The sequence below is a fragment of the Streptomyces sp. NPDC053069 genome, assembly GCF_044546895.1.
In the GTDB taxonomy this organism is placed as follows: domain Bacteria; phylum Actinomycetota; class Actinomycetes; order Streptomycetales; family Streptomycetaceae; genus Streptomyces.
This window is the reverse complement of record NZ_JBITZN010000001.1, coordinates 108,831-132,894: the sequence shown is the minus strand read 5'-3', so window position 1 is coordinate 132,894 and position 24,064 is coordinate 108,831. Positions and strand designations below refer to the sequence as shown.

The 24,064-nt window shown below is 71.9% G+C and carries 18 protein-coding genes; 12 read left to right on the top strand and 6 right to left on the bottom strand.

Translation table 11 applies throughout. The features are described 5' to 3' along the window. Nucleotide 1: 1 nt before the first annotated feature. The 3 genes from ACIGXP_RS00590 to ACIGXP_RS00580 form a co-directional block, all read right to left on the bottom strand. Entirely contained in the window at nt 2–2,911 is a 2,910-nt protein-coding gene (locus ACIGXP_RS00590) for an ATP-binding protein (RefSeq protein ID WP_399762615.1), read from the bottom strand. Between the two features lie 187 nt (nt 2,912–3,098). Continuing rightward, nucleotides 3,099–4,115 (bottom strand): (-)-alpha-amorphene synthase, encoded by a 1,017-nt coding sequence (locus ACIGXP_RS00585; RefSeq protein WP_399762613.1) that lies wholly within the window; start codon nt 4,113–4,115, stop codon nt 3,099–3,101. Then, entirely contained in the window at nt 4,090–5,433 is a 1,344-nt protein-coding gene (locus tag ACIGXP_RS00580; RefSeq protein WP_399762612.1) for a cytochrome P450, read from the bottom strand. The genes ACIGXP_RS00585 and ACIGXP_RS00580 overlap by 26 nt, the downstream gene beginning before the upstream one ends. Before the next feature lie 329 nt (nt 5,434–5,762). Here ACIGXP_RS00580 and ACIGXP_RS00575 point away from each other — a divergent pair, with 329 nt between their 5' ends. Beyond that, nucleotides 5,763–7,259, top strand: coding sequence for an acyl-CoA synthetase (locus ACIGXP_RS00575; RefSeq protein ID WP_399762610.1), 1,497 nt, complete (start codon nt 5,763–5,765; stop codon nt 7,257–7,259). A gap of 75 nt (nt 7,260–7,334) precedes the next feature. Here the strand turns inward: ACIGXP_RS00575 and paaK are convergent, their stop codons facing one another. Continuing rightward, complete coding sequence (paaK, locus tag ACIGXP_RS00570; protein ID WP_399762608.1) at nt 7,335–8,639, bottom strand: phenylacetate--CoA ligase PaaK; 1,305 nt, start codon at nt 8,637–8,639, stop codon at nt 7,335–7,337. Nucleotides 8,640–8,851: 212 nt separating this feature from the next. Here paaK and ACIGXP_RS00565 point away from each other — a divergent pair, with 212 nt between their 5' ends. Both ACIGXP_RS00565 and ACIGXP_RS00560 read left to right on the top strand, forming a co-directional pair. Further along, the gene (locus tag ACIGXP_RS00565; protein ID WP_399763496.1) at nt 8,852–9,718 is read left to right on the top strand and encodes an alpha/beta fold hydrolase; all 867 of its coding nucleotides are present in this window, start codon (nt 8,852–8,854) and stop codon (nt 9,716–9,718) included. A gap of 38 nt (nt 9,719–9,756) precedes the next feature. Further along, nucleotides 9,757–10,461, top strand: a complete 705-nt coding sequence (locus tag ACIGXP_RS00560) for an alpha/beta fold hydrolase (RefSeq protein WP_399762606.1) — start codon at nt 9,757–9,759, stop codon at nt 10,459–10,461. Nucleotides 10,462–10,534: 73 nt separating this feature from the next. Here ACIGXP_RS00560 and ACIGXP_RS00555 read toward each other — a convergent pair whose 3' ends face one another. Then, the gene (locus ACIGXP_RS00555; RefSeq protein ID WP_399762604.1) at nt 10,535–12,151 is read right to left on the bottom strand and encodes an acyl-CoA synthetase; all 1,617 of its coding nucleotides are present in this window, start codon (nt 12,149–12,151) and stop codon (nt 10,535–10,537) included. Between the two features lie 198 nt (nt 12,152–12,349). Between ACIGXP_RS00555 and ACIGXP_RS00550 the strand changes: the two genes are divergently transcribed. From ACIGXP_RS00550 to ACIGXP_RS00510, 9 genes are all read left to right on the top strand, one after another. Then, nucleotides 12,350–13,150 (top strand): crotonase/enoyl-CoA hydratase family protein, encoded by an 801-nt coding sequence (locus ACIGXP_RS00550; protein ID WP_399762602.1) that lies wholly within the window; start codon nt 12,350–12,352, stop codon nt 13,148–13,150. A gap of 22 nt (nt 13,151–13,172) precedes the next feature. After that, nucleotides 13,173–14,114: a Zn-ribbon domain-containing OB-fold protein gene (locus tag ACIGXP_RS00545; protein WP_399762600.1), complete on the top strand. Its 942-nt coding sequence runs from the start codon at nt 13,173–13,175 to the stop codon at nt 14,112–14,114. After that, nucleotides 14,111–15,160 (top strand): thiolase domain-containing protein, encoded by a 1,050-nt coding sequence (locus tag ACIGXP_RS00540; RefSeq protein WP_399762598.1) that lies wholly within the window; start codon nt 14,111–14,113, stop codon nt 15,158–15,160. Before ACIGXP_RS00545 ends, ACIGXP_RS00540 begins: the two co-directional genes overlap by 4 nt. Continuing rightward, nucleotides 15,157–16,323, top strand: coding sequence for a thiolase domain-containing protein (locus ACIGXP_RS00535; protein ID WP_363218365.1), 1,167 nt, complete (start codon nt 15,157–15,159; stop codon nt 16,321–16,323). Before ACIGXP_RS00540 ends, ACIGXP_RS00535 begins: the two co-directional genes overlap by 4 nt. An 82-nt stretch (nt 16,324–16,405) precedes the next feature. Further along, the gene (locus tag ACIGXP_RS00530) at nt 16,406–16,648 is read left to right on the top strand and encodes a DUF397 domain-containing protein (protein ID WP_363218366.1); all 243 of its coding nucleotides are present in this window, start codon (nt 16,406–16,408) and stop codon (nt 16,646–16,648) included. Nucleotides 16,649–16,796: 148 nt separating this feature from the next. Continuing rightward, nucleotides 16,797–17,699, top strand: coding sequence for a universal stress protein (locus ACIGXP_RS00525; RefSeq protein ID WP_399762595.1), 903 nt, complete (start codon nt 16,797–16,799; stop codon nt 17,697–17,699). Nucleotides 17,700–18,469: 770 nt separating this feature from the next. Next, entirely contained in the window at nt 18,470–19,708 is a 1,239-nt protein-coding gene (locus ACIGXP_RS00520) for an alpha/beta hydrolase family esterase (RefSeq protein WP_399762593.1), read from the top strand. Nucleotides 19,709–19,844: 136 nt separating this feature from the next. Continuing rightward, nucleotides 19,845–21,260, top strand: coding sequence for a 3-hydroxybutyrate oligomer hydrolase family protein (locus tag ACIGXP_RS00515; RefSeq protein ID WP_399762591.1), 1,416 nt, complete (start codon nt 19,845–19,847; stop codon nt 21,258–21,260). Between the two features lie 135 nt (nt 21,261–21,395). After that, the gene (locus ACIGXP_RS00510; protein ID WP_030339601.1) at nt 21,396–21,893 is read left to right on the top strand and encodes a hypothetical protein; all 498 of its coding nucleotides are present in this window, start codon (nt 21,396–21,398) and stop codon (nt 21,891–21,893) included. A 16-nt stretch (nt 21,894–21,909) separates the two neighbouring features. On the opposite strand, the gene ACIGXP_RS00505 is transcribed toward ACIGXP_RS00510, so the two are convergent. Further along, on the bottom strand, nt 21,910–23,877 hold the full coding sequence (locus ACIGXP_RS00505) for an N-acetylmuramoyl-L-alanine amidase (protein ID WP_399762588.1): 1,968 nt from the start codon (nt 23,875–23,877) through the stop codon (nt 21,910–21,912). Nucleotides 23,878–24,064: the final 187 nt, after the last annotated feature.

The window sequence follows — 24,064 nt, the reverse complement described above, 5'->3', positions numbered from 1 at the left end:
CTCAAGGGCGGTGGTGCGGACCGCCCTTCAGGAACCCGGCGAGACCGGCGGCGTCGGTGCCGGCCTTGCGGTAGACGCTGGAGAGCAGCTGCCGCACGCCCTGCTCGGTCAGGCGCAGTTCCTTGGCGATCACCGCCACCGGGTGTCCCTGGACGCTCAGTTCGGCCGTACGGCGTTCCTGGGCGGTCAGCGTGTCCACCTGGACGTAGCGCAGCGGCAGCGGGCGCAGTCCGGCTGCCGAGAGCTCTGCCCTGGCCCGGGCGGCGAGTCCCTCGGCCCCGCAGTGGACGGCTCCCTCCAGGCCCTGGTAGAGCCGGTCGGCGGCCTCCTGCAGCCGCCCGTTGCGGGACAGCGCGGCGCCGTGACCGATCTGGGCGCGGGCGAGTTCGTAGGCGGCGGGCGACTGCTCCAGGTGGTCGACGGCCTGCGCGTACAGATCGAGTGCCGCAGTCCCGCCGGTCACCTCGGCAAGGGTGTGCAGGGCCTGGCCGACGATGGAGGCGGCGCCGAAGTGCTGGGCGCGGCGGACGGCGTCCCGGGCGTGGGCGATCGCCGCGTCCGGGGCGGTGGCGGCGAGCGCGGTCGCGAGCCGCAGCTGCCACGGGCACCAGGCCGGGTTGCGCCAGGCCCGTTCGTCCAGCCAGTTCCCGACCGCGGACAGCAGCTTGGCCGCTTCCGCGTGCCGTCCCTCCGCCAGGAGCAGTTCCGCGTACACGGTGCGCGGGTCCGGATAGATGACGGCGTTCGGCGCCATCTCACCGAAGTGGTGGTCGTCGGCGAGTGCGCGGGCCTCGGCGATGCGCCCACGGGCCAGCAGCGTCTGGATCAGGACGCTGACGCCGTACCACTGGGCGGCGACGACCCCTTCCACCTTGTCGGCGATGCGCAGGCCTTCGCGGACCAGCTCCTCGGCCTCCGCCAGGCAACCGCGGTGATAGCGCACGTAGCCGGCGATGGTCTGGCCGAAGGCCAGGTGCGAGCCGTGCCAGCCCCTGCCCGCGCACTCGGCGATCCCCCTCTCGAACAGCTCCTCGGCCCGCCGCGGCTGGTCGGCGTACATGAAGACCAAGGCGACGGAAAGGGGTACCTCGAAGCCCCGGTTCTCGTCGGTCCAGCTCATGCCGCCCCGCAGGGACTTCTCGGCATACGTGAGGGCGGTCCGGCGCGGTTCGCCGCGCAGGACGGCATCCCAGGCCCGCAGTCCCAGGATGTAACGCTCCTCCAGCCTGCGACCGGGCAGCTGCTCGGCCAGGCGCGCCAGCGTCCGGGAGCGGGCGGGTGAGTCGGGATCGTCGGCGCGCATCGTGCTCCAGACGAACTGATCCGCCTGCATCCGCAGTTTGACGCGCGGATTCGTGGCCTGCCGTGCCTCCTCGGCGGCCACGGCCACGGCCTCGGCCATCCGGTCGGTGTGGGCCAGCGCCGTCGTCAGCCGATAGACGATGGAGGCGCGCAGATCGGGGTCGACGTCCGGCTCCGCCAGCGCCTGGCGAAGATGCCGCACCGTGGCCGTGGGCTCGATCAGGAACGTGGCGCACGCGAGTTCGTGCAGAACCGCGGCACGGTCCTCGGGGAGGGGTGGCTCCTGCATCGCACGGTCCAGCAGACGCCGGGCGGCCTCGGTGGCCCCGGCGCGAAGGTACTCGCGAGCGGCCTCGCGCAGACACGCCACCGTCTCGGTGCTGCCCTCGCAGGGCACCTCCAGCAGATGCCGGGCGGCGGCGGTGGGGCCGTATCCCGCAGCCAGGACGGCCTCCGCGGCCGCGTTGTGCAGACCGGCCCGGAAGCCGGTGCGGATGGACCGGTAGATCGTCGTGGCGATCAGCGGGTGCACGAATTCGAGCTCGCCCTCCGGACCACGGCCGTCGGCGAGGATCCGGGCCGCGCGCAGCTTCTGGGTCGCCTCGGCGGCGGCCTCCTCGCCGAGCACCGCGATGGTCGCGGCGAGCTGCGGTGAGAAGGGCGAACCCAGTACGGCAGCGGTGTGCGCGAAGCGGACGGTTGCGGTGTCGAGCCGTTCCAGACGCTCGATCAGTCCGGGGCCCTTGATCGCCGCGGCGAGTTCACGCATCGCGGGCAGGTCGTCCGCGGTGCCGCTCAGTTTCCGCTCGCCGAGCCCGATCGCGAGCTCCACCGTTTCGAAGGGGCTCCCGCCGGTGGCCGACCAGCATTCCTTGCAGAACACGTCCTCGGCCGCCTCACCGACCTCGTTCCTGATGATCTGGGCCACGCCGTCGGCGGTGAGATGTGCCAGGTCCTGAAGGCGGTCCCCGTGACGTCCGACGAGCGTGCGGAGTTCACCCGCGTCGGACGGCAGCTCGTCGGGCCGGTAGGCGATCACGATCAGCAGGGGAAGGTCATCGATGCGTGACGCGAAGGAACCCAGCCAGCTGAGGGATTCGGTGTCCGCCCAGTGCAGGTCGTCCAGGAGCAGCACCACGGGCGCCTTCTTCATGATGAGGCGCGTCATGACCCAGTCGAGACCTTCGCGGACCCCGGTCGGGTCCGGTGCCGGGGCAGGGCCCCTCGCCTCGAGACCGAGCACGCCGGCCATGACGTCGTACCAACTCCCGAGGAGGGCACGGAGTTCCGCCCCCTCCATCCTCGCCAGCCAGGGCTGCACCAACTGGCGCACCACGCGGAATGCCGATCCCTGTTCCGTCTCCCCGCCCCTGCCCGACAGCACGGTGAATCCGGATGCCGCGGCCCGCTCACGTGCCTGCGTGATGAGTGCCGTCTTGCCCAGCCCGGCAGGTCCGCTGAAGGCGAGCAGCCCCCTGCGCCTCGCCCGCGGCACGCCGTCGGTCGTGCGTCGCAGTTCCTCGAACGCCGCGTCGAGCGCCTGAAGTTCCCGTCGGCGCTCGATCAACGTCCGTTGCTCGGTGACCGGGTGCCGCGGCTCCGTCGCCATGTGCCGTACCGCCTTCTGTCATTCGGCTCAGGACAGCCGAGAGTACGCCTCGCCGAGGTGGGGCCGGCCGGATTGGGCACCATCGGGTGAATCATGAACTGTAGGTGGGAGAATGCCCCTACGCTGGGTAGGAGGCACGGATGGACAGCTCCCGGTGCTGCTGTGGCAGGGGCACGTCAGGGATGGGCTACGGCACGGCGGGCACCGACGTCACATCCGCGTAGCGCGGCACGGTGCGGGACCAGTCGTAGCACCCGCGGATCCAGCCGGTCATGCACTCCACATAGCCGACTCCCGCGGGGCTCAACTCCGGTTTGATCCCGTCATAGAGCCTCTGGAACTCCTCGATCGTGCTGTTGATCTCCTCGATGGCCAGGAGGACGGCGGTCTGCAGAGAGCATCGGTGCTCGCGCCGGCGGGCCAGGGCCAGGTTGATCATCTCGCCCGCGCGCTGTTCTTTCACCGCGGAGAACAGGTCGGCCGTCCACACCGCCGCGTCGGCCGACAGCCGGTTCAGCCGCCGCACCACGGGATGATGGACCTCGGCGGCGGTCGGTGCGAGGGGCTGGGCGGCCTCGTACAGCGGGTGGAACGGCTCGACGCCCGCGGTCAGCGACCGTATGGAGGTGCAGTCGCCGGTGCGCAGGAGGAAGGGGTGGGTCTGGGCCACGGCTTCGTACAACAGGCCGTGCACGTATTCACGGCTCAGCCCGGCCCATCGAGCGGCCTGTGCGGGTGTGCACCGCTCCCGGACCTGTCGGTGGAGATCGGCCAGGGCCGCTCCGAGCGGAGTGCTGGGCGGCCGGCCGTCGCGCAGAATCTCCACGCTTTCGCACAGCATGGGCAGCAGCCTGCCCGGAGACTGCCGGCCGACGTGCTCCGCAAGGTCATCGAAGATGAACTGGTAAGCGATCTGGTGCGCCACGATCTGGAGGAGACCGGCGTCCACGGTGGGGCTGGTGTGGGACGCGAGTTCGGCGGGCCGGGTGCGGGCGATCATCGCCGCCACATCCGGTTCGTCGGTCAGCCCCCATACCCTCAGCCATGCGTCGACGCCGGCCGCGGCTGCGGCTTCATAGGGGTTCCGCCGGAACGGGAAAGGCATGTGGATGTGGGTGTCGATCAGGTCCCGGAGGGTGGAGACCGGCAATCGGTCCGGTACGCCGAGCGTGATTTCCTCATGTGTTGTCGACAATGTGGTCACCTGCCGTTCGGCTGTCCGGTGTGCGCTGGGCGGCTGCTGCCCGGGGCGTGAGCGAGGCGGCGGAGTGCATGCGGGAACGGGGTTCGCAGATCATGACCAGTGAACGGGGCCCCATGGTGATCCCGGGGCGCGGTTTCTGATCGACATACCCCGGCAGGTGCCGCAGGCGCCGGCGGCGGGCGATGGTCGCGAGCGCCAGGGTGGCCTCCACCATCGCGAACTCGTCGCCGAGGCATTTGCGGTTGCCTGCGGAGAACGGCATCATCGCGCGGCGCTGCCCGGCGGTGGGCTGCCCCGGCAGCCAGCGGTCGGGGTCGAAACGCTCGGGGTCGGGGAACGACGAGGGATCGTGGTGCAGGAGGTAGGGGCTGTACAGGACGGCGGCTCCTTCGGGCAGACGGCACCCGGCGAGTTCCGTCTCCCTGGTGGTGACACGGGTGAAGAGCCAGCCGGGTGACGAGTGGCGCAGCGTCTCCGAGACGACGCACCGGGTGTAGACGAGGTGCGGCAGATCGTCGCGACCGGGCCGCCGACCGTCGGCGAGGACGGAGTCGAGCTCGGCGTGCAGGCGGCGCTCCGCAGCCGGATGGCGGGCCAGCAGGCTGAAGGTGCCGGCCAGCGCCAGGGCCTGGGTTTCGACGCCCGTGAGCAGCAGTGTGATCAGGTGGTCGTGGACCTCCTGGTCGGTGATCGCCGCCATCTCCCCGTCGCCACGCGCGGCCGTCAGCAGGGTTCCCAGCACGTCGTCGCGGTCGGGACCCCGGCGACGCTCCGCGATCACCGCGTCGATGATCGCGTGCAGACGGGAAAGTGCGCGCCGGTAGCGGCGGTTGGCGGGTGCGGGAAGGCGGAACAGGGCGTCGACCGGTACCACCGTGCGGACGAACAGGCCACGGACGACGTCGGTGAGACACTCCCGCACCTCGGCGGTCGTCGTGTCGTCCAGCGAGTCGGAGAGCAGGACCCGGCTGATCACGCGGGTCGTGAGGGTCGTCATCGCCTCGGTGACGGGAACCGTCCGGCCCGTCTGCCACGTCTCGCACACCGACTCGGCCTCCTCGGTGACGAGGTCCGTGTAGTGGACGACGTGGGAGGGACGGAAGCCGGGTTGCAGCAGCGCCCGCTTGTTCCGGTGCGTCGCCTGGCGGCAGGTGACGAGACCGTCTCCCATCAGCTTCCCGAGCCTGTCGTACAGCGGGCCCCCCTTGTCGAAGGTGTGCGGATCCATGAGCACTTCGTGGACCAGCTCCGGATGGCACACCATCCAGGCACGCTGGGGGCCCAGTCGTATCTCGACCAGATCGCCGTGCGCGGGCAAAGAATTCAGAAACGCCAGCGGTCGACGGTAGAAGGCGATACCGTGGCCAAGGAGCGGGAATATGCCGGGAGCAGTACCTGTCCTCCAGACTCGCTTCTGTTCAGGCACAGCACGGCTCATGGATACCTCCTGCGCGACGTGACACGCGAAATGTGTGAACGTGCTACGGACTAGACCTGAGACTTGTCTTGCCCAGGTTCAACGGTGCGCGGTGTCCGGAAACCTTTCTCCAAAGGGGCGCACAGGGGCACGCAGAAGCAAAAAGTTGCACTCGGTGAATGTCCGTCGATGCTTGACCTGCCTCCGCGGCACACCGAGGATCATGAGCCATGACGCAGGGACACGGCAGCACCGTCGACGGAGTGCTGCGCCGCAGCGCCCGACGCACCCCGGCCCGCCTCGCGGTGGAGTACGGCGAACGCCGCTGGACGTACGAGGAGCTCGACGACGCCGTCTCCCGTGCCGCCTCGGTACTGCTCGCGCAGGGCCTCACTCCCGGCGACCGGGTCGGCGCCTACGGCCACAACTCCGACGCCTACCTCATCGGCTTCCTCGCCTGCGCCCGCGCGGGCCTGGTCCATGTGCCGGTCAACCAGAACCTCACCGGGGACGACCTCGCGTACCTCGTCGGCCAGTCCGGCAGCACCCTCGTCCTCACCGACCCCGACCTCGCCGGCCGGATCCCGGACGGGGTACGCGTGCTGCCGCTGCGCGACGCCCAGGACTCGCTCCTCGCCAGGCTGGGCGGCACACCGCCGTACGACGGGCCCCCACCCCGCACCGAGGACCTGGTGCAGCTGCTGTACACCTCCGGTACGACCGCCCTGCCCAAGGGCGCGATGATGACCCACCGGGCCCTGGTGCACGAGTACCTGAGCGCCATCACCGCCCTCGACCTCAGCGCCGGTGACCTGCCGGTGCACGCGCTGCCGCTGTACCACTCGGCGCAGATGCACGTGTTCCTGCTGCCCTACCTCGCGGTCGGCGCGACGAACATCATCCTGGACGCGCCGGACGGGGACCGGCTCTTCGACCTCGTCGAAGCGGGCCGCGTGGACAGCCTGTTCGCGCCGCCCACGGTGTGGATCGGCCTGGCGAACCGGCCCGACTTCGCCACCCGCGACCTCGACGGCCTGCGCAAGGCCTACTACGGCGCGTCGGTCATGCCCGTCCCGGTCCTGCAGCGGCTGCGCGAGCGCCTTCCGCGACTGGCCTTCTACAACTGCTTCGGGCAGAGCGAGATCGGCCCGCTGGCCACGGTGCTCGGCCCCGGCGAACACGAGGGACGGCTGGACTCCTGCGGCCGTACCGTGCTGTTCGTGGACGCGCGCGTCGTGGACGACAAGGGCGAGGACGTGCCCGACGGCACGCCGGGCGAGATCGTCTACCGCTCACCGCAGTTGTGCGAGGGCTACTGGGACAAGCCCGAGGAGACCGCCGAGGCCTTCCGGGACGGCTGGTTCCACTCCGGCGACCTCGCGGTGCGTGACGCCGACGGCTACCTCACGATCGTGGACCGGGTGAAGGACGTCATCAACTCCGGTGGTGTCCTGGTGGCCTCGCGCCAGGTCGAGGACGCGCTCTACACCCACGAGGCCGTCGCCGAGGCAGCCGTGATCGGCCTGCCCGACGAGCGGTGGATCGAGGCCGTGACGGCGGTCGTCGTCCCGCGCGGCGAGGTGACGGAGGCTCAGCTCATCGAGCACGTGAAGGAGAAGCTCGCGCCCTTCAAGGCACCCAAGCGGGTTCTGTTCGTGGACGAGTTGCCGCGCAACGCCAGCGGGAAGATCCTCAAGCGCGAACTGCGCTCTCGCTTCAGCGGTTAGCCGGGGCTGCCGACGGCAGCTTCCGTACACCGTGTGCGGGTCGCCCCGGTCACGTGGCAGGGCTTCGCGTCGGTCCTACCCGGCGTCCTTGGGGCGCAGGTCCACGATCCGCCGGATCTTGCCGACCGAGCGCTCCAGCGACTCCGGCTCCACGATCTCCACGTCGACGGACACCCCGATCCCGTCCTTCACGGCCGCGACGATGGACCGGGCCGCCGCGTTGCGTGTCTCCGGGCTCGCGTCCGGGCGGGCCTCGGCGCGCACGGTCAACCGGTCCAGCCGGCCCTCCCGGGTCAGCCGGAGCTGGAAGTGGGGCGCCACGCCGGGCGTGCGCAGCACGATCTCCTCGACCTGGGTCGGGAACAGGTTGACCCCGCGCAGGATCACCATGTCGTCACTGCGCCCGGTGATCTTCTCCAGCCGCCGGAACGCCCGCGCCGTTCCGGGCAGCAGCCGGGTGAGGTCGCGGGTGCGGTACCGGATGACCGGCATGGCCTCCTTGGTCAGTGAGGTGAACACCAGCTCGCCCCGCTCGCCGTCCGGCAGTACCTCACCCGTGACCGGATCGACCACCTCCGGATAGAAGTGGTCCTCCCACACGGTCAGCCCGTCCTTGGTCTCCACGCACTCCTGAGCCACACCCGGGCCGATCACCTCGGACAGGCCGTAGATGTCGACGGCGTCGATCGCGAACCGCTCCTCGATCTCGCGCCGCATCTGCTCGGTCCAGGGCTCCGCCCCGAAGATGCCCACGCGCAACGAGGTGGCGCGCGGGTCCACGCCCTGCCGCTCGAACTCGTCCAGCAGCGTGAGCATGTAGGAGGGGGTCACCATGATGACGGCCGGCTGCAGGTCCTGGATCAGCTGCACCTGCCGGGCCGTCATGCCGCCGGAGGCCGGCACGACCGTACAGCCCAGGCGCTCCGCGCCATAGTGGGCGCCGAGACCGCCGGTGAACAGCCCATAGCCGTACGCCACATGCACGAGGTCACCGGGCCGTCCGCCGGCCGCCCGGATCGACCGCGCCACCATGTCGGCCCACATGGAAAGGTCGTTGTCCGTGTAGCCGACCACCGTGGGGCGCCCGGTGGTGCCGCTGGAGGCGTGCAGCCGGCGGATCCGCTCTCGCGGCACGGCGAACATGCCGTACGGATAGTTCTCCCTGAGGTCGGCCTTGGTCGTGAACGGGAAACGGGCCAGGTCGGCGAGGGAGCGGCAGTCCTCGGGGCGGACGCCGGCCTTGTCGAAGGACTCCCGGTAGAACGGCACGTTGTCGTAGGCGTGCCGCAGCGAGGTGCGCAGCCGCTCCAGCTGAAGCTCCCGCAGCTCCTCGGGCCCGAGCCGTTCGCCCGCGTCGAGCAGGTCCGCCGCATCCGCCATCGAGTCGTCTCCCTCGCCGCACTCACATACCGGACGACCGATCATTCGGTAGTTCCGTTCGGGGCCAGTAATTCAGGCCATGCGATTCCAAGCAAGAGGGCTGCGAGGATTTTCTGTCCCCGCCGCGTCCGGACCGGGCAGAGGGAGCTGCGCAGGAACCGGTGACCTTTTCCCGTTGCGCCGCCCAGGGGTGCCCCGACATGATCATCCCCATGCCGAACCTCACCGCGCCCGACGGGACCCGGCTCGCCTACCACCTGCGGGGTGCCGGTGAGCCTCTCGCTGTCCTGCCCGGCGGGCCCCTGCGTGCCTCCGCCTATCTCGGCGACCTCGGCGGGCTGGCCGCGCACCGGCGCCTGGCCCTGCTGGACCTGCGGGGCACCGGTGACTCGGCGCGGCCGGCGGACCCGGCGACGTACCGCTGTGACCGCATGGTCGAGGACGTGGAGGTGTGGCGCGCACACATGGGTCTGGAGCACATGGATCTGCTCGCCCACTCGGCGGGCGCGGCCCTGGCCATGCTCTACGCGGCCCGCCATCCGCAGCGGATCCGGCGGCTGCTGCTCATCACACCCAACCCGTCCGCCCTGGGTCTGCGGGCGACCCCCGAGGACCGGCTGGCCGCGGCCCGGCTGCGCGCGGACGAGCCGTGGTTCGCGCAGGCGTACCCCGCCTTCCGGGCCTGGCTGGCGGGCGACGCGGACTTCGACGACGCGTTCCTGCCGTTCTTCCACGGCCGCTGGGACGACGCCGCCCGCGCGCACTCCGACGCCGAGCTTGAGCAGACCAACGAGGAGGCGGCGGAGCACTACTTCGCCGACGGTGCCTTCACCCCGGACGCGACCCGGACCGCCCTCGCCGCGCTGACCGCGCCGGTCCTCGTCCATGCCGGGGAACTCGACGGCGGTCCACGCCCGGCCCTCGCCCGCCGTGCCGCCGAGGCCTTCGCCCGGGCGGAGCTCGCCGTCCAGCCCGGCGCCGGCCACTATCCCTGGCTGGACGACCCGGAGTGGTTCGTACAGCGCACCCTCGCCTTCCTGGACCGGCCGCTGGGCGCCGCTCTGCCCTCGGCAGAGTAGGCGGCCGGTGACGGGCGGCCCCGATTAGCGTGTCCGGCATGGACACCGCGACGCTGCACACCGGCGAGGCGAACGGCATCACCCTGGCCTGGCGGGCCTGGGGACCGGCGGACGCCCCGCCCGTCGTGCTGCTGCACTGCCGGGGCTCCGACGGCGGGGACTGGACGCACCTCGCCGAGCGGCTGGCAACACCCCCGCGCCCCCGCCGGGTGTACGCCCCCGACCTGCGCGGCCACGGACACAGCGACTGGCCGGGGGACTACCCGGCCGAGGCGATGAGCGACGACGTCCGTGCCCTGCTGTCCGCACTCGGGCACGACAGCGCCGATGTCGTGGGCCATTCGCTGGGCGGGATCGTCGCCTACCTGCTGGCGCAGCGCCACCCCGGGGTCGTACGACGCCTGGTGCTGGAGGACGTCTGCGCACCCGTTCCGCTCGACCCGCCCCGCCCGCCCGCCGAACGGCCCGCGGGAGAGCTGCCGTTCGACTGGGCGATGGTGCGGGCCACCGACGCGCAACGCAACGCCCCTGATCCTGTGTGGTGGGACCACATGGACCGGATCACCATGCCGACGCTGGTCATCGGGGGTGGCACCACCAGTCTCATCCCGCAGGACCAGGTCGCGCAGCTCGCCCGGCTGATCCCGGACGCCTCGCTGGTGACCGTGGACGCGGGGCACCTGGTGCACGAGTCGTGCCCGGAGGAATTCCTCGCCCTGGTACGGGATTTCCTCGACCGCTGATCACGGGCACCGCCGGGTCCAGCGCGGCTGCGGCCCGAGCGCCGCCGGAAACCGGTCCCGACACCGCGGCGTGCTACCGCTCGTCGGCCGCGACGGCCACCTCCCGGGCCCACCGGTAGTCGGCCTTGCCGCTCGGGGACCGCTGGATGGACTCCGTGACGACCAGTTGACGGGGGATCTTGTAACCGGCCAGCCGGGTACGGCAGTGGCTCTGGATGTCGGCCAGCGAGGGCCGCGCCGCTCCCTCGCGCAGCTGCACCACGGCCGCCACATGAGTGCCCCAGGTGGCGTCCGGCACCCCGGCGACCAGGGCGTCGTACACATCCGGATGCGCCTTGAGCGCCTGCTCGACCTCCTCGGGGTACACCTTCTCGCCCCCGGTGTTGATGCACTGCGAGCCGCGGCCGAGCACGGTGACCACGCCGTCCTCGTCGACCGTCGCCATGTCGCCCAGCAGGACCCAGCGCTGTCCGTCCTTCTCGAAGAAGGTCTCGGCCGTCTTCCGCGGGTCGTTGTAGTAGCCCAGCGGCACATGGCCGCACTGGGCGACCCGGCCGATCTCGCCCGCGGTGACCGTCTCGTGCGTCGCCGGGTCAACCACGCGGGTACGGGAGTTGACCCGGATGCGGAAGCCGCGCTCGGGCCCCGAGTCCTCCGTCGCCGTACCGTTGAAACCGGACTCGGAGGAGCCGAAGTTGTTGAGGAGCATGGCGTTCGGGACCAGCTCGCGGAACTGCCGGCGCACCGTCTCGGACATGATCGCGCCCGACGAGGACACGCTGAACAGGGCCGAGCAGTCCGTGCCCTTCATCGGCCCGCTCAGCGCGTCGATCAGCGGCCGGAGCATTGCGTCGCCGACCAGCGACATGCTGGTGACCTTCTCCTTCTCGACGGTCCGCAGCACCTCCTCCGGCACGAACTTACGGTGCAGTACGACACGTTGGCCGAAGTTGAAACCGATGAACGCCGTCAGCGTGGAGGTGCCGTGCATCAGCGGGGGAGTGGGGAAGAAGGTGATCCCGGAGCCGCCGGCGGCGACCCGCTCGGCCAGCTCCTGAGGCGTCTTGACCGGCTCCCCGGTCGGCGCCCCGCCGCCCAGCCCGGCGAAGAACAGGTCCTCCTGGCGCCACATCACGCCCTTGGGCATACCGGTCGTGCCGCCGGTGTAGATGATGAACTGGTCGTCGCCGGAGCGGGCCGGGAAGTCCCGTACGGGCGAGCCGGCGGCCTCCGCGCCGGCGAACGCCACCGCGCCCGGCACCCCGCCCGCCTCCGGACCGACCCGCAGCAGATGCCGCAGCTTCGGCACCCGTGGCAGGGCGCCCGCCACCCGGTCCGCGAACTCCGCGTCGAAGACCAGTGCGACCAGATCGGCGTCCCGGTAGAGGTAGACCAGCTCCTCCTCGACATAGCGGTAGTTGACGTTCACCGGGACGATCCGTGCCTTGAGGCAGGCCAGCACGGTCTGCAGGTACTCGACGCCGTTGTACAAGTGCAGGCCGAGGTGTTCGCCCGGGCGTATCCCGCTGTCGAGGAGGTGGTGGGCGATGCGGTTGGCGGCCGCGTCCAGCTCCGCGTACGTCAGGCGGCGCTCCGCACCGGTGCCGGGGTGATCGGCGTACACGAGCGCCTCGCGGTCCGGGACCACGTCGACGACCGACTCGAACAGGTCGGCAAGGTTGTACTCCACCGCTCCTCCTGACCCCGGCAGTCCTGACGAACAAAGGCGCAACGGTCGCATCGCCGGTCATCAGAGCAAAGAGCGCGGCAACTGTGAAGGGCCCGCGGCAACAAATCTGACTGTCTGTCAGAAAACTCTTGAAGCTCCCTTGAAGTGCCTCCCCGCCTCCTGCAACCTGTTCTCGTTCTCACCGAGGGGAGAAAGCCCATGGGCGGGACGGAACACCTCACCGTGCGGCGCGAGGGCGCCACACTCGTGCTCGCGCTCAACAGGCCCGACGCAAGGAACGCGCTCTCGCTCCCGATGCTCGTCGGCCTGTACGACGGCTGGATCGAGGCCGACGCGGACGACGGGATCCGCTCGATCGTGCTCACCGGGTCCGGCGGCTCCTTCTGCGCCGGCATGGACCTCAAGGCGCTCGCCGGCAACGGCATGGTGGGGGAGCACTACCGCGACCGGCTCAAGGCCGACCCGGACCTGCACTGGAAGGCGATGCTGCGCCACCACCGCCCGCGCAAACCGGTCATCGCGGCCGTCGAGGGGTACTGCGTGGCGGGCGGCACCGAGATCCTCCAGGGCACCGACATCCGGGTCGCGGGCGAGTCCGCGACCTTCGGGCTGTTCGAGGTCAGGCGCGGACTGTTCCCGATCGGCGGCTCCACCGTCCGGCTGCAGCGCCAGATCCCGCGCACCCACGCCCTGGAGATGCTGCTCACCGGACGGCCGTACACCGCCCGGGAAGCCGCCGGCATCGGGCTGATCGGCCGAGTCGTCCCCGACGGCACCGCGCTCGATGCGGCCCTGGAGATCGCCGGGCAGATCAACGCCTGCGGCCCGCTCGCCGTCGAGGCCGTCAAGGCGTCGGTGTACGAGACCGCCGAGATGACGGAGACCGACGCACTCGCGGCCGAACTCGCGCGCGGCCGGCCGGTCTTCGACACCGCCGACGCCAAGGAAGGCGCCCGCGCCTTCGCGGAGAAACGGCCGCCCGTCTACAAGCGGGCCTGAACCGCCGAAGGAGTCCCCAAGGATGCCCGAAGTCCTCAAAGCGCCCCTCGTCGTCGAATTCCCCTTCACCCGCTCCCTCGGCCCGGTGCAGAGCGCCTTCCTCACCGGCCTGCGTGAACGCGTCGTCCTCGGCGTGAGGACCACCGACGGACGCGTCCTCGTCCCTCCCGTCGAGTACGACCCCGTCACCGCCGAGGAGATCCGCGACCTGGTGGAGGTCGCCTCCACGGGCACCGTCACCACCTGGGCCTGGAACCACGAGCCCCGCCGCGGCCAGCCCCTCACCACCCCCTTCGCCTGGGTTCTCGTCCGGCTCGACGGCGCCGACACCGCCCTGCTGCACGCCCTCGACGCCCCCGGCCCCGACGCCGTACGCACCGGCATGCGGGTCCGCGTCCGCTGGGCCGCGGAACGCACCGGCGCCATCACCGACATCGCCTGCTTCGAGCCGTACGACGGCGAACCGGAGCAACCGGGGGGCCACAGCGGCGAATTCGCCGACCCGCTCACCCAGATCGTCGCCCCCGCCCGCCTCGACTACACCTACTCACCCGGCCGCGCCCAGTCCGACTACATCCGCGCCCTCTCCGACCGGCGGACCGTCGGCGAACGCTGCCCCTCCTGCCGCAAGGTGTACGTCCCGCCGAGGGGTGCGTGCCCCACATGTGGCGTGGCCACAGCGGAACGGGTCGAGGTGGGTCCGCGCGGCACGGTCACCACCTTCTGCATCGTCAACATCAAGGCGAAGAACCTCGACATCGACGTTCCCTACGTCTACGCGCACATCGCGCTCGACGGCGCCGACCTCGCCCTGCACGCCCGGATCGGCGGCATCCCCTACGACCAGGTGCGCATGGGCCTGCGCGTCGAACCCGTGTGGACCGAGGGCGCCCGCTACCCCGACCACTACCGGCCCACCGGCGAACCCGACGCCGACTACGACACCTTCAAGGAGCTGCTGTGACCCGGGAGATCGCGGTCGTCGCCTTCGCCCAGACCGACCACCGGCGCTCCACCGAGGAGTCCTCCGAGGTCGAGATGCTCATGCCGGTGCTGCACGAGGTCCTCGCGCAGACCGGCCTGAGGACCGCCGACATCGGCTTCACCTGCTCCGGCTCCAGCGACTACCTCGCCGGCCGCGCCTTCTCCTTCACCCTCGCCCTCGACGGCGTCGGCGCCTGGCCGCCGATCTCCGAGTCCCATGTCGAGATGGACGGTGCCTGGGCGCTGTACGAGGCCTGGACCAAGCTGCTCACCGGCGACGCCGACACCGCGCTCGTCTACTCCTACGGCAAGTGCTCACCCGGCTCGGTGCGGGACGTGCTCACCCGCCAGCTGGACCCGTACTACGTCGCACCCCTGTGGCCCGACTCCATAGCCCTGGCCGCACTGCAGGCACAGGCCCTCATGGATGCCGGGCACACCGACGAACCGGCGCTCGCGGCCGTCGGCGCCCGCAGCCGACAGGACGCGGAAGCCAATCCGCATGCCCAGCTCAAGGGGCAGGCGGCGCACGGCGACTACGTCGTCCGGCCGTTGCGCACCGGCGACTGCCCACCCGTCTCCGACGGCGCCGCCGCGGTGATCCTCGCGGCGGGGGAGCGGGCCCGGGAACTGTGCGAGCGGCCCGCCTGGATCCGCGGCATCGACCACCGCATCGAGGCGCACGGCCTGGGCGTCCGGGACCTCACCGACTCACCGTCCACCCGGCTCGCCGCCGAGAAGGCCGGCGCCTTCGAACGGCCCGTCGACACCGCTGAGCTGCACGCGCCGTTCACCTCGCAGGAGGTGGTCCTGCGCCGGGCGCTGGGCCTCGGCGACGACGTGCGCGTCAACCCCTCCGGCGGGGCGCCGGCCGCCAACCCGGTCATGGCCGCCGGACTCGTCCGCATCGGCGAGGCCGCCGCCCGCATCCACCGCGGCGCGTCCGACCGCGCCCTCGCCCACGCCACCTCCGGCCCCTGCCTGCAGCAGAACCTGGTCGCCGTACTCGAAGGGGATCCACGATGAGCAAGGAGCCCGTCGCCGTCGTCGGCATCGGCCAGACCAAGCACGTGGCCGCCCGCCGGGACGTGTCGATCGCCGGACTCGTCCGTGAGGCGGCCCGGCGGGCCCTGGACGATGCCGAGCTGGCCTGGGCCGACATCGACGCCGTCGTCATCGGCAAGGCGCCCGACTTCTTCGAGGGCGTGATGATGCCCGAGCTGTACCTGGCGGACGCGCTGGGCGCCGTCGGCAAGCCCATGCTGCGGGTGCACACCGCCGGCTCCGTCGGCGGATCCACCGCGCTCGTGGCCGCGAACCTGGTCGCCGCCCGCGTCCACAGCACCGTTCTCACCCTCGCCTTCGAAAAACAGTCCGAGTCCAACGCCATGTGGGGCCTGTCCCTGCCGATCCCCTTCCAGCAGCCCCTCCTCGCCGGCGCCGGCGGCTTCTTCGCCCCCCATGTGCGCGCCTACATGCGACGCAGCGGCGCCCCCGACACCATCGGCTCCCTCGTCGCCTACAAGGACCGGCGCAACGCCCTGAAGAACCCCTACGCCCACCTCCACGAGCACGACATCACCCTGGAGAAGGTCCAGGCCGCACCCATGTTGTGGGACCCCATCCGCTACTCGGAGACCTGTCCGTCCTCCGACGGCGCCTGCGCCATGGTCCTCACCGACCGCGCCGGCGCCGCCCGCGCGCCCCGGCCGCCCGCCTGGATGCTCGGCGGCGCCATGCGCAGCGAACCGACTCTGTTCGCGGGCAAGGACTTCGTCTCCCCGCAGGCCGGCAAGGACTGTGCCGCCGACGTCTACCGGCAGGCCGGAATCGCCGACCCGCGCCGGGACATCGACGCCGTCGAGATGTACGTGCCGTTCTCCTGGTACGAGCCCATGTGGCTGGAGAACCTGGGCTTCGCCGAGGAGGGCGAGGGCTGGAAGCTCACCGAGTCGGGGGTGACCGAACTCGACGGAGACCTGCCCGTCAACATGTCGGGCGGGGTGCTGTCCACCAACCCCATCGGCGCCTCCGGCATGATCCGCTTCGCCGAGGCCGCCCTCCAGGTGCGCGGCCAGGCCGGGGAACACCAGGTGGACGGCGCCCGCCGGGTGCTCGGACACGCCTACGGCGGCGGCTCCCAGTTCTTCTCCGTGTGGCTCGTCGGAACGCGGCCACCGGAGTCCTGAAAGTCGCCCCCACGTGGCCTGTCGGGCATCGTGACCGGTCGCTAGGCTGACCCGCGGACGACGAACCGGGAGGAGCACGGACGTGGCCGAGAGCACGATCCAGCAGCAGCCGTTCACGGGCTGGGACAAACCCGAGCTGGACCTCAGCAAGGCCGAGTGGCAGTCCAGCAGCCGAGGTCTGGGCGATGTCCAGATCGCCTTTGTCGAGGGCTTCATCGCGATGCGCAACAGCGGCCGTCCGGAAAGCCCATCCCTGATCTTCACACCGGCGGAATGGGGCGCCTTCGTCTCCGGGGCCCGTGAAGGGGAGTTCGACCTCACCTGATCCGCGTCCGCATGACCTGAACCGGGGGTGTTCCGAGCCGATTTCCGGACACGCGACCAACACGGCCTCGCCGGGGGCACCGCCTGCGTCAGGCTGGCCCCAGGACGGGGAAGGTCGGGGAAGGTCGTGTTCCGAAAGGTGAGGGACGATGAGCACTGCGCCGGTCATCGCCGCGGTCGACGGATCGGACGACAGCCTGCGCGCGCTGGAGTGGGCCCTCGACGCCGCCCGCCGCCGCGCCGCACCGCTGCGGGTGGTGCACGTACGGCAGTACGCCGCCTGGGGCCAGGCCGACGTGCTGGTCGCCGGGCCGCCCGAGGCGGAGGGCGATCCCGTTCTGGACGACGTCCACAGCCGGCTCGCGGGCCGCGGCGCGCAGCCGGCCGTGGAGTACGTCGCCCTGGAGGGCGTACCGGGGGCCGTGCTGCCGGAACTCGGCGCCGACGCCCAGCTGTTGGTCCTCGGTTCCCGGGGGCGCGGAGGCTTCGCCAGCCTGCTGCTCGGTTCCAACGGACTGGCCGCCGCCCGGGACGCCGAGTGCCCGGTGGTCGTCGTACCCCGGCCCGGCCGCCAGGTGCACGGGGACGGCCCGGCCGGGCCCGGACCGCGCGTGGTCGTCGGCCTGCACGCCGACAGCCCCGACGAGGCCACCCTCGCCTTCGCCTTCGCCGAGGCCGCCCTGCGCGCGGCCCGCGTCCAGGTGATCGCCGCCTACCCGTGGCCGGTGCAGACCTGGTCCGCCCCCGGCCAGCTCGTGCCCTCCCAGGCCGACCGGGACGCCGTCGAGAACGAGACCCGCGCCCTCGCGGAGGGCTTCCTCGCCCCGCACCGCAACCGACACCCCGAGGTCCGCGCCGACATCCAGGCGCTGCCCGGCGACGCGGCCGGCCACCTCGTCGCCGCCTCCAAGGACGCCGAGCTGGTCGTCGTCGGCCGCCACCGGCGGCGCCTGCTCGCACCGGCCCGCATGATGGGCTCGGTCACCCAGGCCGTCCTGCTGCACGCCGCGAGCCCGATCGCGGTCGTGCCCCCGGGACCGCCGCAGAGCTGAACCCGGCGCCCCGGTGACCCAGCGGTCCGGGAGTCGGCAGCCCCGCGGCCCCGAGACTCAGCGGCCCGGCAGCCCGGCAGCCCGGCGGCCCGGCGGCCCGGCAGCCCGGCGGCCCGTGCCCCGGCGGCGCGTGGCCCGGCAGCCCGGCAGCCGGCAACCCTGCGGCCCGTGGCCCCGAGACGCTGCGGCCCGGTGGCCAGCGGCCCTGCGGCCCTGCGGCGGGCAGCCCCGCGGCCCCGAGACTCAAGCGGCCTGGCGGCCTGGCGGCCTGGCGGCCGGTGGCCCGGTGGCCCCGCGGCCGTGGCCCCGGGGCTCGGCAGCCCTGCGGCTCAGCGGCCCGTGGCCCCGAGGCTCGGCAGCCCTGCTGCCCTGCGGCCGGCAGCCCAGCGGCCCCGAGACTCAGCTGCCCGGCGGCTGGTGGCCCGGTGGTCCAGCGGCCGGAGCCAGCAGCCTGGGAGCCGGCAGCCCCACGGCTCCACGGCTCCACGGCTCCACAGCCCCACGGCTCCACAGCCCCACGGCTCCACGGCTCCACAGCCCCACAGCCCCACAGCCCCACAGCCCCACAGCCCCACAGCCCAATCGGCGTAGCAGACCGCACGGCACCCCGCAATCCCTGCGGCGCCGACCGGTATCCACCCGGCTGTGGTGTCCCGCGCCATGGTGGTGGCCCACACGTGTACGTACGGTTCCGCCACGCCCGGCGCTGTGTGCGCCGCCCCCGCGCACGAGCGGCCGGGACATCCGTCCTTGCGAAGGAGCCGCCGTCCATGCCGCTGCCACCGTTCCGAAGGGCGCCCGGAGCGCCGCCCCGCGTCCGTCTCCTGTCCCGCCTTCTCGCCGTCGGCGCCGTCGTCCTCGGCACCGCGCTCGCCGGGCCCGTGCCCGCTGCCCGGGCCTCCGTGTCCCTCACCGAGGTGAGCGGCTTCGGGTCCAACCCGGGCGCCCTGACCATGTACGTGTACCGGCCCGCCGCCCTGCCCGCGCACCCGCCGGTCGTCGTGGCCCTGCACGGCTGCACCCAGAACGCACAGGTCTACGCAGACAACTCCGGCCTGCCCCGACTCGCGGAGCGCGACGGCTTCCTGCTGGTGCTCGCACAGACCAGCTCGGCCAACAACCCGAGCCAGTGCTTCAACTGGTTCCGGACTGCGGACAACCGGCGCGGACAGGGCGAGGCGCTGTCCGTCCGGCAGATGGTGAGCCAGGCCGTCACCGCCTACGGCGCCGACCCCCAGCGGGTCTACGTCACCGGTCTGTCCGCGGGCGGTGCCATGACCGCCGTCCTGCTCGCCACCTACCCCGACGTCTTCTCCGCCGGCGCGGTCGTCGCCGGCCTGCCCTACGACTGCACCAAGGACAACAGCCCCTACACGTGCATGAACCCGGGCGTCGACCTCAGCCCGGACCAGTGGGCCCAGCGAGGGCGGGACGCCTATCCGTCGTACACCGGGCCGTGGCCGCGCACCGCCATCTGGTACGGCGACCAGGACACCACCGTCGTCCCGCGCAACGCCACGGAGCTGCGCGACCAGTGGACGGCCCTGCACGGCCTCTCCCGGACCCCGAGCCGCACCACGACCATCGGCCCCGACGCCACGCAGCAGGACCAGTACCTCGCCGCCGACGGCACCGTCGCCGTGGAGGTCGACCGGGTCCCCGGCATCGGCCACGGCACCCCGGTCGACCCCGGCACCGGCACCGATCAGTGCGGCAGCACCGGAGCCCCGTACTTCCCGGACTCGATCTGTTCCAGTTACTGGATCGCCCGGTTCTTCGGCCTGGACACCTCCGACCCGGGCGGCGGCACCGGCGGTGGCGGCGGTGCCCCCTGCTTCACGGCGAGCAACTACGCCCAGGTGCAGGCCGGAAGAGCCACCACCAGCGGCGGATACACCTACGCCAAGGGATCCCAGCAGAACATGGGTCTGTACAACACGTTCGTCACGCACACACTGAAGGAGTCACCAACGGGTTACTACACCATCGCCGACAACGGCTGCCCCTGACACAAGGTCAGCCTCGGTCGGTCATGGTGGCCGACGACGCTGCTGGGGCCGCCTTCATAGCGGCCCCACACATGTCCGGCACCCCCACTCCAGCCCTAGCCTCCAGCGCGTCCACCCCACAGCCGGAGGAACCCGTATGCCCGCCACACCACCCGGACGCCCCACACGCCGAGCCCTTCTCCCCGTACTCTCGCTCACCGCGGCCTGTCTGCTCCTCGTCACACCGGCCACGGCGGCACCCCACGGCACCCCGGATGCCCACTGCGCCGGCCGCATCCACCTCCGCGTCCCCGGTGCCGCCCGACGGCAGGCCGACTGCCTGGACGAGCTGACCACGGCCGGCACCGTGGCCTCCGGCCACACCGACCCCGCCGACTACGCCGGTCTCACACCCAAGGACCTGCCCACCCCCAGCGGTGTTCCCGGCATCCAGATCGACGGCTACTTCCCGGACACCTCCACCACCAACAACGACCACGGCTGGCACCACGACTCCCAATTCGTCATCCGCCTGCCTGACCACTGGAACGGCGGCCTCGTGGTCGCCGGAACCCCCGGCAACCGTGAGCAGTACGCGAACGACAAGGCCATCGCCGACTGGGTGCTCGCACGCGGCTACGCCTACGCCGCCACCGACAAGGGCAACACCGGCACCGCCTTCTACCGCGACGGCCGGCGGCCCGGCGACGCCATCGCCGAATGGAACACCCGCCTCACCCAGCTCACCCGTGCGGCCCGCGCCGTGATCACCCAGCGCTACCACCGGCCCCCGGCCCGCACCCTCGCCACCGGCCTGTCCAACGGCGGCTACCTCGTCCGCTGGCAGCTGGAGCACCACCCCGAGCTGTACGACGGCGGAGTCGACTGGGAAGGCACCCTCTGGCGTACGGCCGGACCCAACCCGCTCACCTTCCTGCCGCCCGCGCTGCGCCACTACCCGGCGTACGCCGCCGGCGGCCCCGCAGCCGCCGACGCCGAGGCCGCCCTGCACAAAGCGGGCTTCCCCGCCGGCTCGGAGTTCCTGTGGCCGTACCACGACCGGATGTACTGGGACCTCACCCAGCGCATCTACCGGGAGGAACTCGACCCCGGCTACGACGGCGCCACCGAGGCCGGCACCCCCTTCTGCGCCTCGGGCACATCCGCCTGCGACGCCGACTACGACTACGCCGCCCGGCCCGCCTCCGTCCACCGCGCGGTCGACCGGATCGCCCTGACCGGACGCATCGGCAAGCCACTGATCACCCTTCAGGGCACCCTCGACGTGCTGTTGCCGATCAGCGAGGACTCCGACGTCTACGCCCGCATGGTCCGCGCGTCCGGGCGGGGCTCCCTACTGCGCTACTACCGCATCGAGAACGGCACCCACACCGACTCCCTCGTCGACGTGTTCCCCGACAGGCTGCGCCCGATGGTGCCCTGCCACCACGCGGCCTTCGAGGCCCTGGAACGCTGGATCACCGGGACCGGCCTGCCACCGGCCGACCACACGGTCCATCGCCCGGCCGGCGCCGACCCGGCCGCTCTCCTCACCAGCTGTCCCCTGGCCTGAGGGGGAGCGCCCCGAAGGGGGCGGGGCTGTGTCCGACATGCGGCTCCGCCCCGGGCGCGCCCAGCCACAACGAACCCACGGACGATCGGCCGCCCCATCACCACACTTGCGGCGGAGCCCACGTACCATGGCCGCATGTCGTTCCTCCGCCGCCGCAGCGCCACTCCCGCCGGGCCCGACTTCGACGTGCTGGCCATGGACCCGGGCGACTGGCCGGGCAACCTCGGCGCGGGCCTGCTGCCCGCCCCCGACGGCACCTGCCAGGGTGTCTTCCTGCGCTACGACCTGTTCGGCGGCCGCGGCCCCGCCATGATCATCGGCAATCTGCCGGAGGGCTCCCCGGCCCGCGAGGTCGCCGAGGGCGAGATCCCCTTCGAGGTGGGCCAGCTGCTGCTGGCGCTGGAGAACGACGAGGAGGTCACCGTCGTCGGCGTCGAGGACACCCCGGTTCTCCAGGGGGACAACCTCCTGATCGTGCGGCGGCTGAAGCTGTCCGAGTCCCGGATCTCCTGTGTCCAGTTCGACCGCAGCGACGGCGTCCTCGTCACCATCGCCGCCTGGGACCGCCCGATCACCGACGACCTGTACGCCCTGCTGAAGCCGCTTCCGGCGGAGCTTTTCCAGCAGGGCTGAGGCCGGCGGCGCACGGCTAGTACGACGAGCCCTCGACGATCACGTCCTCGGCGCGGACGAACCCGACCCGGTGGCCGTACTGGATCTCGTAGTACAGGTCCTTGCCCACCACGACCCGGTGCGAGTCGGTGGTGAAGGTGACCGAATAGTCGTACTCGCCCGGTACCACGTCACCGACCACGTACTTCTGCCCGGCCGGGATGGTGTACGGCAGCGGGACGACCGACTGGGCGGGGACATCCGCCGGGTAGGCCTCCTTCTCCGGGTAGGCGCGGCCGTACACCGGGACACTCGCCAGGCCGTCCTTCGGCGTGATCACCAGACCCCGGGCGGGCACCGCCGTCGGTGCCTTGCGCGGATTCTCGAACCAGGCCTTCTGGCCCAGGTACCAGATCGCGGTCCAGTCGCCCCAGCGGTCCGCCACCACGTACTGCTGGCCCGTGGACACCCGGGAGGACAGGTCGTTCACGTCGGTGGTCGGGTCCTTCTTCAGACCGATGTCCTTCACCAGCGGTGCGTTCACGTCATGGTCCGTGTACAGGCGCACCTCGCTGGAGCCGTGCGCCGGGCACGCGGCACCGCCGGTGGTGCAGCCCGTGTACGCCGGCTGGTTCGCGGCGTAGTCCGGCAGGATCGTCACCAGCCCGGCCGACTTGCCCGCGGTGCGCTTGAACGGGTGGCCCAGCAGCTGGAAGTAGTGCCGCCAGTCCCAGTACGGACCCGGGTCCGTGTGCATGCCGGGGATGGTGGACGTGGTCGGGCCGGGCACGTTGTCGTGACCCAGGATGTGCTGCCGGTCCAGCGGGATGTCGTACTTCCTGGCCAGGTACTTCACCAGCCGGGCCGAGGACCGGTACATCGCCTCCGTGTACCAGGCGTCCGGGTTGGCGAGGAAACCTTCGTGTTCGATGCCGACGGACCGGGCGTTGACGTCCCAGTTGCCCGCGTGCCAGGCCACGTCCTTCGCCCTGACGTGCTGGGCGATCAGACCGTCCGTGGAGCGCACGGTGTAGTTCCACGACACGTAGGTGGGGTCCTGGATCAGGTTCAGCACCCCGTCCCAGGCGCCCTCCGTGTCATGGACGACGATGTACTTGATGCGCTGCGACACCGGACGGTCGCCGAGGTCGTGGTTGCCGTAGTCGTCGTTCCCGAACTGTGCATACGGCGCCCAGACCGCCTCGCAGGACACCGACCGCGGGCACTCGACGCCGTCCGTGGGCAGCGTGCCCAGGCCGGCCCGCGCCAACTGGGCGATGTCGGCGGTCAGCGCCGGCTGGGCGGCGAGCGCGACCAGCTGGCCGTCGTCCGTGATGCGTTCCTCGCCGGTGCGCAGGACGTCGTACACGTCGTTCGCGTACGCCGCCGCGGTCGCCGTGTCGTCGGCGCCCGAGAAACGGGCGACCGCGCCGTACCATTCGGCCGGGTCGGCGCTCAGCGGCTCGCCCAGCTCCCGCTGCGCGGCGGCGAGCAGGGCGGCACCGCCGGCCACGTTCGCCGCCGGGTCGGTGCGCAGCTTCTCGGCCGGGAGACCGGTCAGCTCCGCCGCCTTCGGGAGCGTCTTCAGACGGGGCGGGAGCGTCGAGGCGGCCGGCACCTTGACGACGGGATGCAGGGCGGCGCGGGCGGTGTCGCCGCGGGCGTCCCCTATGCCCTCGGCGAGGTGCTCCGTGATGGCGAGCGCGGTCCGGGCGTCCGTGAGGTGCATGGGGCCGTAGCCGCCGGTCACGCTCGGCGCGCCCGCGTGCCAGTCCCAGCGCGACTGGAGGTAGGAGACGGCCAGCAGGACGCTCTGCGGCACGTGGTAGTCGGCCGCCGCCGCGGCGAACGCCTGCTGCAGCTGGTCGGTGGAGTCCTGGGCGCCCGGGGCGGGGGCCGCGCCGAGCAGCGGCAGCAGCAGGGCCGCGGAGGCCAGGGGGACGGCTGCCCGCCGCAGGTGTCTGTGGCCGGGAGCGGACGTGGGGTCGGTGGCGGAACCTCGCAATGCGGCCTCCTGTGACGGGCGGGCGTGGCGGGGCGTGCGGCGCCGAGCTGGGTCAGTGGTACCGGCTTGCCGACGATCCGTCAATGATGCCGTCACGACATCGATTTGCCTTGTCACGGAGGGTTCCGGCGAGTTTCGCAGCGGCGGTGCGCGGGCCTGCGGGGCGTCACTGGCGTACACCAGTGGC